The sequence below is a fragment of the Bacillus sp. AF23 genome (assembly GCF_020861455.1).
In the GTDB taxonomy this organism is placed as follows: Bacteria; Bacillota; Bacilli; order Bacillales; family Bacillaceae; genus Bacillus; species Bacillus halotolerans.
In genome coordinates, this window is record NZ_JAJHVY010000002.1 from 74,367 (window position 1) to 93,313 (window position 18,947).

Genomic DNA, 18,947 nt, shown 5'->3' on the forward strand with positions numbered 1-18,947 from the left:
GCAATCTATAAAAAAGGGGGAGTGAACATATGAGAAAAGTGCTGATCGCTGGCGGAAATGGTATGATTGGGCGGATATTGGCTGAAGGGCTTAAGTCTGAGTACGAGGTGACGGTGCTGGATAAAGACCGCTACGAAGGCTTAGGACCCGCCATTCAGGCAGACGCGTCAAACTATGAGGATCTATTGAAAAAGATTCCGAGAGATACAGACGTGATCGTGAACTTACTCGCTGTCAAAATCAAATACGATGTCATGGACACAGCTGAATTTGAAAAAATGACGGATATTTTTTATAGAGCAAGCTACTATTTGTGCCGTGCGGCAGCAGAGCTCGGCATCCCAAAGGTTGTTTTCGCCAGCAGCAATCATGTGACAGATGTGTACGAAAAAGACGGACGTTCGCTCTTAGGGCGGGAAATCACAACCGACGATTATCCGCTGTCAAAAAATCTATACGGCGTCCTAAAGCTGACCTCGGAACATATCGGTCACCTGTTTTATCTGGAAAATAAGCTCTCTGTCATCAACCTTCGAATCGGAACGGTCGTCACAGATGAAATGGATACACTGCATGAGAACGACCGGACGAAAAAAACGCTTCTTTCCCATCCGGACTTGCTGTCGATTTTTAAAGCGGCCATTGAAACGAATATCCGTTACGGCACTTATTACGCCGTCTCTGACAATCCCGGCAAGCCGTGGTCGATAGAATCCGCGGTTCAGGAGCTTGGGTTTGCGCCTCAAATGAATACTGCTGAGCTTCTGAAAGAGGAAGAGAACGGCAATAACAGAGCATAATCATTTTCTAAGATTATGCTCTTTTTCTTTTATGATCGGTTTCAAGCCAGTTCCGATGCCGCCGGGCAAGGGACAGTGTTCAAATGATTATAGACATGGCAATCGCACATTTGCTACATTTTAGACACGATATCGTCACAAGCTGCAGCTCGTTTATTAAAAAATGATAACGCTTACAAAAAGGGAGGTGGGAACGATCGCACATTCACTGAAAAATCGCCTGTTTGATATGTTGATTTACGGATTTTTGCTGATGTTCGCTTTAATATGCGTACTTCCGTTTATTCATGTCATTGCGGCATCCTTTGCCACAGTAGAGGAAGTGGTTTCGAAAACATTCATCTTAATACCGACCACTTTTTCGCTCGATGCCTATCGTTACATTTTTTCGACAGATATCATTTATAAAAGCTTGCTCGTTTCTGTGTTTGTGACAGTTGTAGGCACGGCGGTCAGCATGTTTCTTTCTTCATTGATGGCTTACGGTTTATCCCGCCGCGACTTAATTGGGCGGCAGCCGCTCATGTTTCTCGTCGTATTTACGATGCTCTTCAGCGGCGGAATGATTCCGACTTTCCTGGTAGTCAAATCCCTTGGATTGCTCGATTCTTACTGGGCCCTTATTTTGCCGACAGCGATTAATGCCTTTAACTTGATCATTCTGAAAAACTTCTTTCAAAACATCCCGGCGAGCCTGGAAGAGTCCGCAAAAATTGACGGCTGCAATGACTTGGGGATTTTCTTCAAAATTGTGCTGCCTCTGTCTCTTCCAGCGATCGCAACGATTTCACTGTTTTATGCGGTGACGTACTGGAATACGTATATGACGGCGATCTTGTACTTAAATGATTCAGCTAAGTGGCCGATTCAGGTGCTTTTGCGCCAAATCGTGATTGTATCAAGCGGGGTGCAAGGGGATATGTCGGAAATGGGCTCGGGCAGCCCGCCGCCTGAGCAAACGATCAAAATGGCAGTAATAGTCGTAGCAACCATTCCGGTTCTGCTGGTCTATCCATTTATTCAAAAGCATTTTGCAAAAGGGGCTTTGCTGGGGTCTGTCAAAGGATAAAGAATATGAAACGGAGGGATATCATGGGAAACAAATGGAGGGTGCTTCTGATTGTGCTTGTATTTGCTCTCGGAGGAGTGATGGCGGGCTGTAAAGGGGCTGATCAATCATCAGGCAAGGCGGACTCGGATTCAAAGGTAAAGCTGTCTATGATGGCGATTTTGTATCACCAGCAGCCGCCGAAAGACAGGGCGATCAAAGAAATTGAGAAGCTGACAAATACAGAACTGGACATCACGTGGGTTCCTGATGCGGTAAAAGAAGACAGACTGAATGCGGCGCTTGCAGCCGGCAATCTCCCGCAAATCGTGACGATTCAAGACATTAAAAATTCGTCTGTCATGAATGCCTTCAGATCGGGAATGTTCTGGGAAATCGGCGATTATATCAAAGATTATCCGAATTTAAACAAGATGAATAAACTCATTAATAAAAATGTCACAATCGATGGCAAGCTTTACGGGATATACAGAGAGCGTCCCCTCTCGAGACAAGGCATCGTCATTCGGAAGGACTGGCTGGACAATTTGAATTTGAAAACGCCGGAAACGCTGGATGATCTTTATGAGGTTGCCAAAGCGTTTACAGAGAACGACCCGGACAAGGATGGAAAAGATGATACATTCGGATTGACTGACCGAAATGATCTGATTTACGGCGCTTTTAAGACGCTTGGCTCATATGAAGGCATGCCGACAGACTGGAAGGAATCAAACGGCACATTTACGCCTGATTTCATGACGAAAGAATACAAAGACACGATGGATTACATGAAAAAACTGCGTGATAACGGCTACATGAATAAAGACTTTCCGGTCACAAGCAAAACCCAGCAGCAGGAGCTGTTTTCTCAAGGAAAAGCCGGCATCTATATCGGGAATATGGTGGACGCTGTCAATTTGCGTGACAATGCCTCCGATAAATCAATGGAGCTGGAGATCATCAACCGCATAAAAGGCCCTGACGGAAAAGAGCGTGTATGGGCGTCAGGTGGGCATAACGGTGTATTTGCTTTCTCGAAAACGAGTGTGAAATCAGAAGCCGAGCTGAAACGGATCTTGGCGTTCTTTGACCGAATAGCCGAAGAGGACGTCTACAGCCTGATGACATACGGCATTGACGGGGTTCATTATAATAAAGGCAAAGGCAAAACATTCACAAGAAAAGAAAGCCAGGTAAAAGATTGGCAGATGGATATTCAGCCGCTGTCCGCCTTAATCGCTATCGATAAAGCCTACTTAAAAAACACCGGTGATCCGCTGCGGACAGCGTACGAGGAGCTCACGGAAGACAATGAAAACATCATCGTCTCCAATCCGGCAGAGAGTTTGTATTCCGCCGCGGAGTCTGAACGCGGAGATGAACTGAAAAAAATGATAGACGATGCCACCTATAAATATATGATCGGAGAAATTACAGAAAGCCAGTTTGATAAAGAAGTTGAAAAATGGGAAACAAGCGGAGGAAAGCAGATTATTCAGGAATACGAGGAAGCGTTTAAAAAAACAAAGTAATATTGAAAAAACCCAAAACGTGCAAGCGGTTTTGGGTTTTTATATGCTTCTTTTTTGCTGGCGGTAGCTGCCCGGTGTGATGCCTTCCAGCTTTTTAAAGGATCTGATAAAGTTTTGCGAGTTTTTGTATTTGAGCTTTTCAGCTATGTCTTTCACTGCCATGTCGGATTCAGCCAGCCAGCTTTTTGCCATATGGTGGCGGTAATTTGAGACATACTCGCTGAATGAAATGCCCATTTCTTTTTTGAAAATACTGCTTAAGTAGTTCGGGTTGTAATGCAGCCTGCGGGCAATTTCGTCCAGCGTTAAATCGGATTCAAACTCATGGTGGATGATATGGATTATGTTGTCGGAAATATTTTTGTACTGTGCATCGGCCCGGGCATTTACTTTGTCTGTCATCGGATCAATGAATTCTTGCTTCAGCCAGTTTTCAGTATCCTCGAATGTCTTCAGCTCAAAAATTTGGTCATACAGCATTTTGTTTTCTTCAAGCTCAAATAGTTCTATTCCGAGTACATGCATCAGTTCAATGACATGATTCAGAAAACGGGCGATTGCGATCTGAAATTGGTACGGGTTGGTGTTGTGTGTAAACATCGACTGTAAAATCGCGTGCAGGCATTTGTCTGCTTTCTCCTTGTCACCGGCTTTTACAGCATCGAACAGTTCATGCTGAAGCTGCTTCGGAAAATGGGTTTTGAACGTTTTTTTCTGATCCAGATCTTCATAAAAGATAATCGATTTGTTTTCTGCTTTCAGCCGGTATTTTAACGCTTCTAAGCCTTCCGCATAGGCGTTTTTCGCCATTGCTAATGCATCAAACGGCTGGCTGACGCCGATGCTGACAGACAGGTGCAGCTCAGCTTCAACTGTATCCTGAATCATCCGGGCAGTATCATTCAGCTCGGCCATAAATGCCTCTTTTGTTCCGCTCTCATTCATCAATATGGTTGCCTGCTGTTTATCAACTACCGCTGGTGCGAGGCGTTTTTCCGCGGGGATGTTCCGCTCAATCAGGCTGTTGACGGCAAACAACAGCAGGTCCATATCTTTTTTCTCATACGGTGTCTGATTCAGCGTGTCAATTTGGAGCACCAGCAGGGCGAGGTGACGCCAATTTTGTTTTAAGCCGAGGCTTTCAAAGCGGTTATTGACCTCCTCTTCCGTCAGCTTTCCAAGCATAAGCCTGACCATAAAATATTGCTGAAGATGAGTGGCCTGCTGCCTCATTGTTTCTTCAAGGTCGTCGTTTCTGTTTTTGAGCTGCTTGAAGCTTTGCTCGATTAATTCAAACTCGTTTTGATGAGGCTGTTTTTCTGGAAAGGCTCCGTGCCGCGCAAATGATTCATAAAGCAGCCGGATCGGCTTATAAAAATGGCGGGAACCCAGCCAAGAAAATAATAATGAAAGCGTTAACAAAACGAAGCATACCGTAAAGGCGATCCAGCCGATCGACTTGGCTTCTTTTTTTAGTTCGGGCAGGGAAACGAGAGAAAAATAAGTCCACGTGTTATAGTCTGATTTTTGATAGGTCACTTTATAATGAATGCGGTCAATGACTGTTTCAAACTGGCCGCTTTTGGAGCTTTGCGTCAGCATTTTTTTGACAAAATCGTCGTTCTGAAGAGAATCGCCTATATCAGACATGTTGTTGTGAAGGATGATACGGCCTTTTTCATCAATGATAAACACGCTGTTTGCGCTTGAATAATCAGGCATATTTTTAACGAGTGAACAGCTTGGGATGCTTGCGGCTGCCAGTCCCTTCGTGTTTGTGCTGTTCAGCGGGAGCTGCTTAATCAAATTGATATTATACCGGCAGCTTTCTGAAGTGCCTTCCTTTGTGGAGATCAAACGGTTGTTTTTTTCCAGCGTCCAATAGGACCGGCTGGCTTGTTTTTTCGAATACGCCTCGGCTGCTTTATGAAGGGAGTCCGTATTCATGCGGTACAAACCGGAATTGTTCATGTACCAATTTTTCATATAGCTGACAAGTGTCATGTTGGACAAATCGGTATCAAAGCTTTGCAAATAGTTGAGCTCTTGGTTCACTTGGTCATAGATTTGAAATTGGTCAGAGTGCAAAGGCTCGGACAGTGTGCGGAGGAGAGGCGGCGAACTCACATAGTGGGTTAAAGAATGATCGACGGTTTTTAGGATGTGCTCGATGCTTAGCTGGGTCTGCTGGAGCGTGTCGAGTTTTTCCTCCGAAACGTTGGAGATGGCCGTTTTCTGAGAGTGCTCGTACGAAAACAAACCGACCAAAATGACGGGAATGGTGCTGAGTAAACAAAAAAACGTGATGAGTTTGTAATAAAACTTGTATTGGCTTCTTTTCATAAAACCCCCCATTTCATAACACCTTAATACAATTAATCCAAAGATTGATAGATACTGTCAATAATCATTTTCTAATATCGGTGTCTTTTTTTCAGATAGAGGCGCGAAATCCTTGATGACAAAGGGCTCAGGCAGAATGTGATCATATGATTGTAGACGGACTTTTGCACGCTGCGCTACAGTGAAAACAAGAACCCGTGAAAGGAGGCTTTGAAAAAGATGAAAACAGCAGAAGCGCAAGCGCCGGCTGTAGACGCAGTCATTTTAAAAAAAGAAAAAAGAAAGCGCTTACTAAATAAGCTGCTGCAGCAAAAGTTTTTGTACTTTATGATTTTGCCGGGATGTATTTATTTTTTGCTATTTAAATACGTTCCAATGTGGGGAATCGTGATTGCGTTTCAGGATTATCAGCCGTTTCTCGGTATTTGGGGCAGCGAGTGGGTCGGGCTGAAGCATTTTATCAGGCTGTTTACAGAGCCTACATTTTTTGTCCTGTTAAAAAATACGCTCGTGCTCTTTGCCTTGAATCTGGCCATTTTTTTTCCGGTGCCGATTTTATTAGCGCTTCTTCTAAACGAAGTGCGGATCGCACTCTTTAAAAAATTCGTTCAGACGCTGATTTATATTCCGCACTTTATGTCCTGGGTCATTGTTGTATCGCTGTCATTTGTGCTTTTGACAGTAGACGGGGGCCTGATTAATGAACTGATTACGTTTTTTGGCGGTGAAAAAATCAATTTTCTGCTGAATGAAGAATGGTTCCGTCCGCTGTATATTCTGCAGGTCATCTGGAGAGAAGCGGGCTGGTCAACGATCATCTATCTGGCCGCAATGACGGCGGTTGATCCTCAGCTTTATGAAGCGGCGAAAATGGACGGAGCGGGGCGGCTGCGGCAAATGTGGCATATTACGCTGCCGGCTATCAAAAGCGTCATCGTCGTTTTGCTGATTTTAAAAATCGGGGACACGCTGGAGCTTGGCTTTGAGCATGTATATTTGCTGTTAAACGCCACAAACAGGGAAGTCGCGGAAATTTTTGATACGTACGTTTATACTGCAGGGCTGAAACAGGGCCAATTCAGCTACAGTACAGCGGTCGGCGTATTTAAAGCGGCGGTCGGGCTGATTTTGGTCATGCTTGCGAATCGTTTGGCGAAGAAATTTGGCGAGGAAGGAATCTATTAAGAAAGGGATGGTATCAATGGATCAATCAATCGCTGTAAAGTCGCCTCTTACGTATGCGGAGGCATTGGCAGAAACGATTATGAACACGTATACAGTTGAAGAGCTGCCGCCTGCAAACCGCTGGCACTATCATCAGGGCGTTTTCTTATGCGGGGTTTTGCGTCTTTGGGAAGCAACCGGACAGGAACGGTACTTTGATTATGCGAAAGCTTATGCGGATCTCCTAATTGATGATTATGGCAATCTATTATTTAAAAGAGACGAACTCGACGCGATTCTGGCAGGCCTTATTCTTTTTCCTTTATACGACAAGACGAAGGATGAACGCTATGTAAAAGCGGCAAAAAGGCTGCGGGGCTTATACGGAACGCTGAACCGAACGTCAGAGCAGGGGTTCTGGCATAAGGACGGCTATCCATATCAAATGTGGCTTGACGGTTTATATATGGGCGGGCCGTTTGCACTGAAATATGCCAATTTGAAGCACGAGCCGGAGCTGTTTGACATGGTTGTGCTTCAGGAAGGCCTGATGAGAAAGCATACGAAGGATCCAAAGACCGGGCTCTTCTATCATGCGTGGGATGAAGCGAAAAAAATGCCTTGGGCCAGTCAAGAGACAGGCTGCTCTCCGGAGTTTTGGGCGCGTTCAATCGGCTGGTACGTCATGTCACTCGCAGACATGATTGAAGAGCTGCCTGAGAAGCACCCAACCCGTCATGTCTGGAAAAAAACACTGCAGGACATGCTCGAAAGCATCTGCCGCTGCCAAGACAAGGAAACAGGATTATGGTATCAGATCGTTGACAAGGGCGGCAGATCTGACAACTGGCTGGAAAGCTCGGGATCGTGCTTGTATATGTATGCCATCGCTAAAGGAATCAATAAGGGATATCTCGACAGATCCTATAAAACGTCTTTGTTAAAAGCGTATCAAGGGCTGATTCAGCATAAAACTGAAACAACAAAAGACGGTGCGTTTCTCGTCAAAGATATATGTGTCGGAACGTCGGCAGGATTTTATGATTATTATGTCAGCCGGGAACGGAGCACAAACGACCTTCACGGGGCGGGAGCGTTTATTTTGGCGATGACAGAATTGGAAGCGCTTCTCGGGTCAGACGAAAAATGAAAAGATCTCTATGTGCGGCTGTATGTGTGATCGTCTCGGTGCTGTTTTTGGCTTCGTGCTCAAGCAGACCGTACGGCATTCATGTCATCCTGTTTTCAGATATGCAGACAGGCGTACAGGATAACATAAAAGAGGCCGCTGAAAAGAAGGCAGGCAGGGCAGAAATCTTTCCCGCTTTGCCGGAAAAGCTGCTGACTGAAATTACGGCTCGCGAGGGTGACGTCTTTATCGTGCCTGAAGACTTGTTTGCAGCATACGATGATCCGGGAAATTTTCAGCCGTTAGACGGATTGTCACTGAAACATTCATCGCCTTATACAGCCGTAAATCAAAAAACGGGAGAAAAAACAGTCTATGCCGTTCTGATTGAGAAAGGGGATAAACAGCTGAACGGCTATTCTTTTCGGCTGAATCGAAATATGGCAGCGTTTATCCCTGTATACTCCGAAAAAACAGAGGAAGCGCTGCAGCTGATTTCCCAATTAACAGAAGTCCGATAGGGGTGGGAACCATTGAAAAGCATCGTCATTTGCGGATTAAGCAGCAGAGCCCTCAGCATGTTTATCAAACCACTGCTCAAACAGTTTACATCCACTTATCAAATTACGGGATTGCTGGATGCCGATCCGAAACGATTCGCCGTCTGCAAAGAGGCATTTCCGGAGCTTGCACAAGTACCGGAGTATAAAGAAGAAGATTTTGATAATATGATGAGCGTTTCGAAGCCAGACATTGTGATTGTGACGGGAAGGGATGACACCCATATCACCTATATATTGAGAAGCCTTCAGTGGGATACGGATGTCATAACGGAAAAACCGATGGTGACGACGGTGCAGGATGCAAAGCGGGTTCTTGAGGCAGAAGCGAAAAGCAAAGGGAAGGTTACTGTCGCGTTTAATTACCGCTACAGCCCGTATCATCGGAAAATCAAAGAAATGATTTTAGAAGGAAAAATAGGAAGGGTCACCTCTGTTGATTTGAATTGGTATATTGATACCTATCACGGCGCCAGCTATTTTAAACGCTGGAACCGATCCAGGCAATTTTCCGGCGGCCTTTCTGTCCATAAATCCACACATCATTTCGATCTGGTGAATTGGTGGCTCGGCCAAAACCCGGCGGAGGTATTTGCTTACGGCGAGTTGAATTACTACGGGCCGGACAGTGAGTGGAATCCGCTGCCGGAAGAAGACGGGCGTTTTTGCGGCACATGCCGGGTCAAAGAGAAATGCCATTACTATGCGAGATGGCACCCCCGTGCCTCTAAAGCTTCTGTAAAGGATGATCATCTCAAGGCGGATGCAGACCAGTCAAGCTTATATACCGCATATCGCCCTGACGCGTGCATTTTTGACGAGGAGATCGACATTGAGGATACGTATGTGGCGGCTGTCAAATATGACGGCGGTGCGCTTTTAAGCTACTCGATCACATTTTCCGCTCCGTACGAAGGCTACCGCCTTACGATAAACGGCACAAAAGGACGCATTGAATCAAATGAATTCCATGAGCCTTCCAGAATTCCGTTTGCTTTTCCCGAGCAGACGATTGAGTATTATCCGCTTTTTGAATCGAAGCAAACCATTCAAGTCGTCAAAAACGAGGGAGGACACGGCGGAGGTGATCCGCTTTTGCTTGCTGATCTATTTATAGGCAAAGATCCGCTGCGCCAGTATGACATTTTGGCCGGAGCCGAAGCCGGAGCCTATTCTATCGCGGTCGGTGAGGGAATATGGCGCTCCGTTGTTGAAAAGAAACCAATTGATATTAAACAGCTTTTTCATATGCAAAATGTATAAAGCGAAGAGGAGGGGCTTTCGTGGAACATGACGGATCAATGGGACGGGTGCTGCGTTTTTGCGAGTGGATCATGAGGTTTGCGTATACCAATTTGCTTTGGCTGCTTTTTACGATCATCGGTTTCGGAGTGCTCGGTGTCATGCCCGCGACTGCCGCTTTATTCGCTGTTATGCGAAAATGGATTCAGGGTCAGGATCACGTTCCGGTGCTGCCGACATTTTGGCGGGAATACAAAGCTGAATTTCTCCGTTCCAATCTGATCGGTGCTGTACTGGTGTTAATCGGTTTGATCATTTATATCGATTTGGCCTTTATTTACCCAAGCCACTTTTTATTGCATATCCTGCGCTTTGCTATTATGATATTTGGCTTTCTGTTTGTATCAATGCTTTTTTATGTGTTTCCGCTGCTCGTCCACTTTGATTGGAAAAAACGTCTGTATTTTAAGTTTTCCCTCTTGCTGAGTGTGGCGTACTTACAATATACCCTCGTCATGCTTGCGCTGACGGTCGCGCTCTTTTTCCTGCTGGCTTATCTGCCGGGAATTGTCCCTTTTTTCAGCGTCAGTCTCATCAGCTACTGCCACATGAGGATCGCTTATGCCGTCTTGGTGAAGCTGGAGCAGCAGGACCATGAACCGGCAAAGAAACATCCTGCACCAGAAGCTTTTTATCCGGAGACGAGGTAAACATTTCTCTATCATATATTGATTCCAAACGGAATAGATTGATAGAGAAAGGAGAGCGGATAAATGCTGAAGGTAGCAGTGTTTGATGAAGAGCATGAAAAAGATTTGCAAACGGAGATCAATTCATTTTTAAAAGGAATATCGGAAGAGCAGCTGGTTGATATCAAATATACGGTTTCAGCGGCATGTGACCCTGAAGGCGAGCAGCTCTACTGTTTTTCCGCACTCATTCTATATCGAAAATAAAAAAAGATCTTCCCGCGGACTGCGGAAAGATCTTTTTTATGGTTAAGCCTTTTTCACTCTTGGGCTTCTCGGTTTCTGGAATTTCTCTGCTGCTCTGATTTCTCTTCGTTCTCTTGCCAATGCTTTATAAAGAGCAGCAATCATGAGCAGGATAACAATTGAAAACGGCAGTGCCGCCAGAATCGCTGTGTTTTGCAAAGCGGCAAGTCCGCCGGAATACAAGAGCGCAGCTGCCATAGCAGACTGAATGATACCCCAGCTGAATTTGACTGAGTTAGCCGGGTTTAATGAACCGTATGTCGTCTGCATACCAAGGACAAATGTCGCTGAATCAGCTGATGTGATAAAGAACACGGCGATCAGGATCAATGCCAGGATAGACGTGATCATCGTCAGCGGATAGTGATCCAGTGTTCCGAACAGCATCGTTTCGGAAGACTGCTTTGCCACATTAAAGATACCTTTTTGCTGAAGGTCCATTGCTGAAACACCGAAAATGGAGAACCATAGGAAAGCCAAAATACATGGTGCCACCAGGACGCCGATCAAAAATTCACGGATTGTCCGGCCTCGGGATACACGGGCGATGAAAATGCCGACAAATGGAGACCAGGAAATCCACCATGCCCAATAGAAAATCGTCCAGCCGTTGATCCATTCACGTTTGCCTGGATCGTTCGGCGCCAGTCTGAAGCTCATTTGAACAATGTTTTGAATATACTGCCCAATTGAATCTGTAAGTGAGTTCATGATCAAAACGGTAGGTCCGACAACCAGCATAAACAGCATTAGCAATCCGGCTAGTACCATATTGGTGTTGCTTAAATACTTAATGCCTTTTCCGAGTCCGCTCCAAGCCGATAGTAAAAAGAGCACTGTTACAATGATAATCAAAATCAATTGAACGATAAAATGATTCGGAATTCCGAATAGGTAATTCAATCCGCCGTTAATTTGAGTTGCGCCGATCCCCAGACTCGTTGCAACGCCGACAACTGTAGCGAAAACAGCAATACAGTCAATCAGTTTACCGATCGGGCCGTTTACTTTATCGCCGAGAATCGGAGTCAGTGTGCTGCTGATTAATCCAGGCGCGTCTTTGCGGAATTGAAAATATGCGATACATAATGCCACGACGGCATAAATGGCCCAAGCGTGCAGTCCCCAGTGGAAAAACGTGTACCGGAGCGCATCTCTGAAGGCTTGGGGGGTTTCTGTTTCACCTGATGGAGAGCTAATTGCGTAATGGCTGATCGGTTCAGCCGCACCATAGAATACTAAGCCGATTCCCATGCCTGCACTGAACAGCATGGCAAACCAAGATAATAACCCGAATTCCGGTTTTTCATCCGGTTTCCCCAGTTTGATTTTTCCGATCGGGCTGACAATTAAAAAGAGACAGAACCCGACAAACAAAGAGACAACTAATAGATAATACCAACCAAATGAATCTGTTATAAACGATTGTGCCGATTGAGACACGTTTTGCAGGCTGTCAGGAGAAATAACGCCCCACAAAACGGCTGCGGCTGTGATGACAATCACAATCCAAAATACACTAGATATATTCTTCAAACATTCTCACCCTCTGATTTTTTTGTGTACGCCTATATCTTCCTCGCAGGCTTAGTATGGTCGTACGATGGCAGATCATTCCTTCCTGTAAATTACCCCGCAATCAGGTGAAACAAAACAAATCTCACCCTAACATTTTTGCGGGAATTTTTCAAATGCCCGGCATGCTGTAAGAATTTGAAAAGTCTAATGTTTACATACGGGAAAAGCGTCCGGCATTCAGTCCGGCGAGTCTGCCTGTGACGAGCGCAGATGTGATATTGTATCCGCCTGTATAACCGTGAATATCTAAGATTTCTCCGCAAAAATACAGGCCGTCCATTTTTTTAGACGCCATCTTTTTCGGGTCAACCTCCTTCACCGATACACCGCCTCCTGTGACAAACGCTTTGTCTAGAGACAGCGTGCCGTTTGCGAGAACGGTAAATTGCTTGCAGTCTTTGACAAATTGTCTGAAAGGCTCCTTCGGCAGCTCAGAAAATGACATGTTCGGTGAAATGCCGTTTTTTTCGAGCAGGAAAAGAAGGTAGCGCTCCTGCATCCAAGGCTTCAGCACATTTTTTAACGCTTTTTTCGGCGCGTCTTTCAGCTCCTTATGCATCTTTTGGAATAGCGTTTCTTCATTGATATCCGGAAACAAATCAATTCTGACTGGCACTTCCGGCTGTTTTTTCAGCTCTTTCACGATAAACTGGCTGCACCTGAGTATGGCGGGGCCTGAGAGGCCGAAATGAGTAAACAGCATGTCCATCTTATGTGTGATAATGGCTTTGCCTTTTTTGTTTAATACACTGACGGCGACATCTCTGAGCGATAAACCCTGCAGTGTTTTTTTCTTAATAAACGGCTCGGCAGATGTGACGGGCACCTCTGTCGGGAACAGCTCTGTTATGGTGTGGCCTGCGGCTTCGGCCCATTCATAGCCATCACCCGTGCTGCCGGTATGGGGAACGCTTTTTCCGCCAACCGCGATAATGACTGCCTGACTTTGAATCATTTCGCCATTATTCGTCACAATGCCTGCCGTATGACCATCTTCGTATGTAACAGATTTGATTTTTTCGTTCGTTCTGATCGTCACACGCAGCTGTTTCAGCCTGTTTAACAGCGCGTCGACAACACTTTGCGCTTTGTCTGTCACCGGAAACATCCGGCCGTGATCCTCTTCCTTCAATTTGATCCCGAGATTTTCAAAAAACTTGATAATATCTTCGTTATTAAATTCAGAAAACGCACTGTATAAAAAACGGCCGTTGCCGGGGATGTGCTTAATAATTTCTTCGACAGGAAGGCGGTTTGTCACATTGCAGCGGCCGCCTCCGGATATGGCAAGTTTACGGCCTAACTTATTTCCTTTATCTATTAACAAAACATCAGCACCCTGTTCTCCGGCTGCAATGGCAGCCATCAGACCTGAAGGGCCTCCGCCGATTACAATTACGTCATACTGCTTCATTTTTATCATCAACTTTCTTTTTACATTTCGTGTGCGGAACGCTGTCCGCAGTACTATTATAGCGAAAGACAGGTTCTGCTTAAACGTATTTTGCCGCAAACTTGCATTGTTCCTGAGATTGCTTTTGTATTTATTACCGTCTATATGCCCAGTTGTGTTAAAATAGAAAAGTTGAATCTTCGTAGAAAATGGTGATGAAGAAACATGTCAAGCAAACTGTTAAGAGGCACGTTTGTGTTAACGCTCGGTACATATATTTCACGGATACTGGGAATGGTTTATTTAATTCCTTTCAGCATCATGGTCGGAGCGACAGGCGGTGCGTTATTTCAATACGGATACAATCAATATACTTTATTTTTGAACATTGCCACAATGGGCTTTCCGGCCGCCGTTTCTAAATTTGTTTCCAAATATAATTCCAAAGGGGATTATGAAACAAGCAGAAAAATGCTGAAGGCGGGCATGTCGGTTATGCTTGTAACGGGAATGATTGCCTTTTTCATACTATATTTATCTGCTCCGTTTTTTGCGGAAATATCGCTTGGGGGCAAAGATAATAACGGTTTGACGATTGATCATGTCGTATATGTCATCCGCATGGTCAGCTTAGCGCTTTTAGTCGTGCCGATTATGAGTCTTGTGCGCGGATTTTTCCAAGGTCATCAAATGATGGGGCCTACGGCTGTCTCACAAGTTGTTGAGCAGATTGTCCGCATCATCTTTTTATTGAGTGCGACCTTCTTGATTTTGAAAGTCTTAAACGGCGGCCTTGTGATCGCTGTCGGTTATGCAACCTTTGCAGCGCTGATCGGTGCCTTCGGCGGGCTGATCGTATTGTATATTTATTGGAACAAACGAAAAGGCAATCTGCTGGCGATGATGCCTAATACGGGGCCGACAGCAGATTTAAGCTACAAGAAAATGTTTTTCGAGCTCTTCAGCTATGCCGCTCCCTACGTGTTTGTCGGACTAGCCATCCCTTTGTATAACTATATTGATACAAATACGTTTAACAAAGCCATGATTGAAGCGGGGCATCAAGCTATCAGTCAGGATATGATGGCCATTCTGACACTTTACGTGCAGAAGCTCGTAATGATCCCGGTTTCTCTTGCGACGGCATTCGGACTGACCTTAATTCCGACGATTACAGAATCGTTTACAAGCAGAAACTACAAACTGTTAAATCAGCAGATCAACCAGTCGATGCAGACGATCCTGTTTTTAATTATTCCGGCTGTTGTCGGTATATCGGTATTAGCAGGCCCTGTGTATACGTTCTTTTACGGATCAGAGAGCCTTCATCCTGAATTGGGGAAAGACATCCTGTTTTGGTATTCGCCAGTTGCGATCTTGTTCTCTTTGTTTACTGTCAACGCCGCCATATTGCAGGGCATCAATAAGCAAAAATTTGCGGTTGCCAGTCTTGTGATCGGTGTCGTGATCAAACTTGTGCTGAATGTCCCGCTGATTAAGCTGATGCAGGCTGACGGCGCTATTTTAGCTACGGCACTCGGGTATACTGCTTCACTTATATACGGATTTATCATGATCAAACGGCATGCCGGCTATTCGTATAAAATATTAGTGAAACGGGGCGTTCTGATGCTGCTCTTGTCAGCAGTGATGGCGATAGCCGTTAAAATCGTCCAGTGGGTGTTAAGCTTTTTCATCTCCTACGAGGATGGCCAGCTGCATGCTGCGATCGTCGTGCTGATTGCTGCTGTGGTCGGCGGAGCTGTCTACCTGTATTGCGCTTATCGTTTAGGATTTTTACAGAAAATATTCGGCCGCCGTTTACCGGGGTTCTTAAAGAAAGGCAGACATGCCGCTGATTAACAGAATATGTTGAAACAGAGGGCTCGCTTGATGCGGGCTTTCTTTTATAGGAAGGAGAGATTGGCATGAGACTTGATAAGCTGCTTGCCAACAGCGGGTATGGTTCGAGAAAAGAGGTCAAATCGATTGTGAAAGCGGGAGCCGTCATGGTCGACGGAAAGCCGGCAAAAGATGTCAAGGCGCACGTGGACCCTGATGCGCAGGAGGTGACCGTTTATGGCGAGCCGATTGATTACCGCGAGTTTATTTATATCATGATGAATAAGCCGCAGGGCGTGCTGTCAGCGACTGAGGACAGCCGGCAAAAGACAGTGGTCGATTTGCTGACGCCGGATGAACTTAGATTCGAGCCGTTTCCTGCCGGCCGGCTTGATAAGGATACAGAAGGATTTCTGCTGCTGACAAATGACGGTCAGCTCGCTCACCGGCTGCTATCGCCGAAAAAGCATGTTCCGAAAACGTATGAGGTCCACTTAAAGTCGCAAATTTCGCCAGAAGACATCACCAGCTTAGAGACTGGGGTATTTATTGAAAGCGGCTACAAAACAAAGCCGGCACAAGCAGAAATAAAGGCAAACGATAAAGGGCATACAGTGATATACCTGACGATAACAGAAGGAAAATATCATCAAGTCAAACAGATGGCAAATGCTGTCGGCAATGAAGTCATTTATCTGAAGCGGCTCTCAATGGGACGCGTATCCTTGGATCCTGCTCTGGAGCCGGGAGAATACCGTGAGCTTACAGAAGAAGAACTTGAAAGGCTGAACGAGCCGCAAGCATGAAAAAACCCCGCATTACACATGCGGGATTTTTTATGATATATAAGCACACAAAAACAAGGCTAAGAACGTTCCTCGCCCTGTATCTATCAGGCCGCTCACAGGGCGGCCCTATGTAATTTTTAATGTTATGAGGTAATCTTTACTTTTTTTCTCGTTGTCTCCCATTTGCCACGGCTTGGACTATGAACAAGATCATTATATGCTAACACATTTAAGTCTCTTTGAATCGTTCTAGGTGTAATGCCGAATTCGTCAACCAGTTCCTGTGTTGTCACAAGGCCTTTCTCTTGAATAAACATGTAAACTGATTTGATTCGAGTTAGCATACGGTTTGTTGAAGGTTTCAAAAAACCACTCCCTATCATAAGATCGGATGGACTTGACTAACCACAACTCACGACTATCAACTGCGTACGAAATAGCAACTAAGGCAGACATCTGTAATATTTAAATAATTCGCCTTCATTATACACGATTTCGCCGCGGTGAATCTAGGAATAAGTATTATAAATTTTTTCCAATTTGAGTTTGGCCGCCATCCTTGTTGGATTACTATGTATTTCAGCACAATATTATTATGGATAAAGAAACTTTTTTTATTCTGTTTCGTATGTGATTAAGGGGGTGAGTGAGATTGAGAATGTTGTTGGAAGCATCGATAGAGCAAGCAGGGTATACAAGCCGAAAAAAAGTGCTCACCGATGTTTTATTGGAAGTCAGAGAAGGGGAGCTTGTCGGGTTGATTGGAGCGAACGGCGCTGGAAAAAGTACAGCCATCAAGGCGATACTTGGCCTCTCGCAAGACTTTAAAGGGACTATCGCTTGGAATGATTGTTCGTTTGCTTATATTCCGGAGCACCCGTCCTTTTATGAGGAATTAACGCTGTGGGAGCATCTCGATCTGATCAGCACTTTGCACGGCATTGATCAGAGTGAATTTGAATACCGTGCCCAAAGTCTTCTTGAAACATTTTCGCTTGATCATGTCATGCATGAGCTGCCGGTGACGTTTTCGAAGGGCATGCAGCAAAAGCTGATGCTGATTCAGGCTTTTCTTTCTAAGCCTGATATGTATGTGATTGATGAACCGTTTATCGGCCTTGACCCGATATCGACAAAACGCTTTGTGGACATGCTGAAGGCCGAGAAAGATAGAGGAGCCGGCATTCTCATGTGCACACACGTACTTGATACCGCGGAAAAAATCTGCGACCGGTTTTACATGATTGATAAAGGTTCTTTGTTTCTTCAGGGAACGTTAAAGGATATTCAAGAGCAAACAGGGTTAGAAGGGCAGTCATTGCTTGACTGCTTTTATACGGCGATTCAAGGAGGAAAGGCATGAACGGACGGTCTCTCTTTTTTCGAAGGTGGCTGGATTTTTACCGATATCAGTTTAAGGTGCTGCATGCTGTCATTGATTGGACGGTTGCGCTCTACATTGTCCTGCCGGCGCTTGCTTTTGTGATTTATCAGTATGTGGAGTGGACAAACGGAAGCGGCCTTCTTTACGAGTGGTCTGAGAGGGTCGAATGGAGATGGTTATACGCTGTCGGTATAATGATTGTTTGCACAGGCTCCATACATACTTTTTTACTGGAAGCGGACCAGGTGTTTTTGCTGCAAAAGAAAGCGATCATTCGCCAGATGAAACAATACGCATTGGTGTATTCTATATTGTTCACGTTCGCCAAATGGCTGTTGCTCTTTTTTCTTTTTCTTCCCTTTATCATTGATTCTGTTCGCGTCACTATTCCAGAAAGCGCTGCTCTATTGATCTATGCATTCGGTCTTCATACGCTCTTTTTATCCTTGAAGCAGGACAGGGTCAGAAAACCAAGATCTATTTGGAGACAGATTGCGGACTTTTTTCTCAAGACTGTGCTTTTGGCGTGTTCTTTTCTCATGATTACCTTTACCGAGTGGCACTTGCTCTCGCTTGCCGGTGTTTTGTTTTTTATTTTTGCTTTCATACGCAGTTTGAAAAAGACGGCTTCATTTTCGGCTTTTGAGGCAGAGGTGCTTGAGGAGAAAAAAATCAGGCTCACTCTTGCAGGTCTTGTAATGATGATGAGCCAAGATGTGAGAATGCCGAGAGTAAAGGACAGGATGAGGAGAAAACCACTATTATTCCGGAATTCAAAAAGGATATTTAAGAAACGGACAATGTATACAATTTATAAAGAATTGTTTTTTAAAGTCATGCTGAGGAATGGGGAGTATGCGAGGCATCTGTATATGCTTTTGTCGGCTTTTACGGTTTTAACAGTCGTTTCCCCTATCGTTCTTAAGGTGATTGCGTTGCTGGTTTATACAGGGGTTTGCCGTTATGTGCTTTCGCTTATTTTTGACAAAGTGATGGATGCGCCGATCTTAATTGGGGCTGATAAGCAAAGTGATGAATATTACCGGGCCAGAAAAAGCTGTGTGAACACGCTGCACTATGCTTGTGTTGCCTGCTGCTTTTTGGCGGCCGCTATCTCTTTTTTGGTGAAATAAAAACCCAAACGGA

General features: G+C 45.0%; 17 protein-coding genes. 13 read left to right on the top strand and 4 right to left on the bottom strand.

The annotated features are described in order from the left end of the window. The first annotated feature begins 29 nt into the window (after positions 1–29). The 3 genes from LNN34_RS00375 (at position 30) to LNN34_RS00385 (ending at position 3,383) form a co-directional block, all read left to right on the top strand. Positions 30–800 (top strand): NAD-dependent epimerase/dehydratase family protein, encoded by a 771-nt coding sequence (locus LNN34_RS00375; protein WP_229042478.1) that lies wholly within the window; start codon positions 30–32, stop codon positions 798–800. A gap of 208 nt (positions 801–1,008) precedes the next feature. After that, positions 1,009–1,869 carry a carbohydrate ABC transporter permease gene (locus tag LNN34_RS00380; protein WP_083244538.1) on the top strand — a complete coding sequence of 287 codons (861 nt, stop codon included), beginning with the start codon at positions 1,009–1,011 and terminating at the stop codon, positions 1,867–1,869. Between the two features lie 23 nt (positions 1,870–1,892). Next, positions 1,893–3,383 (top strand): extracellular solute-binding protein, encoded by a 1,491-nt coding sequence (locus LNN34_RS00385; protein WP_229042479.1) that lies wholly within the window; start codon positions 1,893–1,895, stop codon positions 3,381–3,383. A 39-nt stretch (positions 3,384–3,422) separates the two neighbouring features. On the opposite strand, the gene LNN34_RS00390 is transcribed toward LNN34_RS00385, so the two are convergent. Continuing rightward, positions 3,423–5,738, bottom strand: coding sequence for a helix-turn-helix domain-containing protein (locus LNN34_RS00390; protein ID WP_229042485.1), 2,316 nt, complete (start codon positions 5,736–5,738; stop codon positions 3,423–3,425). Positions 5,739–5,945: 207 nt separating this feature from the next. Here LNN34_RS00390 and rmgP point away from each other — a divergent pair, with 207 nt between their 5' ends. From rmgP to LNN34_RS00420, 6 genes are all read left to right on the top strand, one after another. Further along, a complete protein-coding gene (gene rmgP / locus LNN34_RS00395) occupies positions 5,946–6,911 on the top strand; it encodes a polygalacturonan/rhamnogalacturonan ABC transporter permease (RefSeq protein ID WP_106293410.1) in 966 nt (321 codons plus the stop codon). Between the two features lie 7 nt (positions 6,912–6,918). Beyond that, complete coding sequence (locus LNN34_RS00400) at positions 6,919–8,040, top strand: glycoside hydrolase family 88 protein (RefSeq protein WP_229042525.1); 1,122 nt, start codon at positions 6,919–6,921, stop codon at positions 8,038–8,040. Further along, on the top strand, positions 8,037–8,540 hold the full coding sequence (locus LNN34_RS00405) for a lipoprotein YteS (RefSeq protein ID WP_217827857.1): 504 nt from the start codon (positions 8,037–8,039) through the stop codon (positions 8,538–8,540). Before LNN34_RS00400 ends, LNN34_RS00405 begins: the two co-directional genes overlap by 4 nt. A 12-nt stretch (positions 8,541–8,552) precedes the next feature. Next, positions 8,553–9,842 (top strand): Gfo/Idh/MocA family protein, encoded by a 1,290-nt coding sequence (locus LNN34_RS00410; protein ID WP_059291811.1) that lies wholly within the window; start codon positions 8,553–8,555, stop codon positions 9,840–9,842. Between the two features lie 20 nt (positions 9,843–9,862). Continuing rightward, positions 9,863–10,531, top strand: coding sequence for a YesL family protein (locus tag LNN34_RS00415; protein ID WP_059291812.1), 669 nt, complete (start codon positions 9,863–9,865; stop codon positions 10,529–10,531). A 63-nt stretch (positions 10,532–10,594) separates the two neighbouring features. Next, complete coding sequence (locus tag LNN34_RS00420; protein ID WP_003325003.1) at positions 10,595–10,777, top strand: sporulation protein Cse60; 183 nt, start codon at positions 10,595–10,597, stop codon at positions 10,775–10,777. Between the two features lie 42 nt (positions 10,778–10,819). Here the strand turns inward: LNN34_RS00420 and opuD are convergent, their stop codons facing one another. Continuing rightward, positions 10,820–12,352, bottom strand: a complete 1,533-nt coding sequence (gene opuD, locus LNN34_RS00425) for a glycine betaine transporter OpuD (RefSeq protein WP_059335613.1) — start codon at positions 12,350–12,352, stop codon at positions 10,820–10,822. 193 nt (positions 12,353–12,545) lie between these two features. Beyond that, positions 12,546–13,808, bottom strand: a complete 1,263-nt coding sequence (locus LNN34_RS00430) for an NAD(P)/FAD-dependent oxidoreductase (RefSeq protein WP_229042487.1) — start codon at positions 13,806–13,808, stop codon at positions 12,546–12,548. Between the two features lie 204 nt (positions 13,809–14,012). Between LNN34_RS00430 and murJ the strand changes: the two genes are divergently transcribed. Beyond that, complete coding sequence (gene murJ, locus LNN34_RS00435) at positions 14,013–15,650, top strand: lipid II flippase MurJ (RefSeq protein WP_024122540.1); 1,638 nt, start codon at positions 14,013–14,015, stop codon at positions 15,648–15,650. 65 nt (positions 15,651–15,715) lie between these two features. Further along, the gene (locus tag LNN34_RS00440; protein WP_229042488.1) at positions 15,716–16,435 is read left to right on the top strand and encodes a pseudouridine synthase; all 720 of its coding nucleotides are present in this window, start codon (positions 15,716–15,718) and stop codon (positions 16,433–16,435) included. A 125-nt stretch (positions 16,436–16,560) separates the two neighbouring features. On the opposite strand, the gene LNN34_RS00445 is transcribed toward LNN34_RS00440, so the two are convergent. Continuing rightward, positions 16,561–16,782 (bottom strand): DeoR family transcriptional regulator, encoded by a 222-nt coding sequence (locus LNN34_RS00445; protein WP_003152337.1) that lies wholly within the window; start codon positions 16,780–16,782, stop codon positions 16,561–16,563. Positions 16,783–17,069: 287 nt separating this feature from the next. Here LNN34_RS00445 and LNN34_RS00450 point away from each other — a divergent pair, with 287 nt between their 5' ends. Together LNN34_RS00450 and LNN34_RS00455 are read left to right on the top strand one after the other, a co-directional pair. Next, positions 17,070–17,780 carry an ABC transporter ATP-binding protein gene (locus LNN34_RS00450; RefSeq protein ID WP_229042490.1) on the top strand — a complete coding sequence of 237 codons (711 nt, stop codon included), beginning with the start codon at positions 17,070–17,072 and terminating at the stop codon, positions 17,778–17,780. Further along, a complete protein-coding gene (locus LNN34_RS00455) occupies positions 17,777–18,934 on the top strand; it encodes an ABC transporter permease (RefSeq protein ID WP_229042492.1) in 1,158 nt (385 codons plus the stop codon). Before LNN34_RS00450 ends, LNN34_RS00455 begins: the two co-directional genes overlap by 4 nt. The last annotated feature ends 13 nt before the right edge of the window (positions 18,935–18,947 follow it).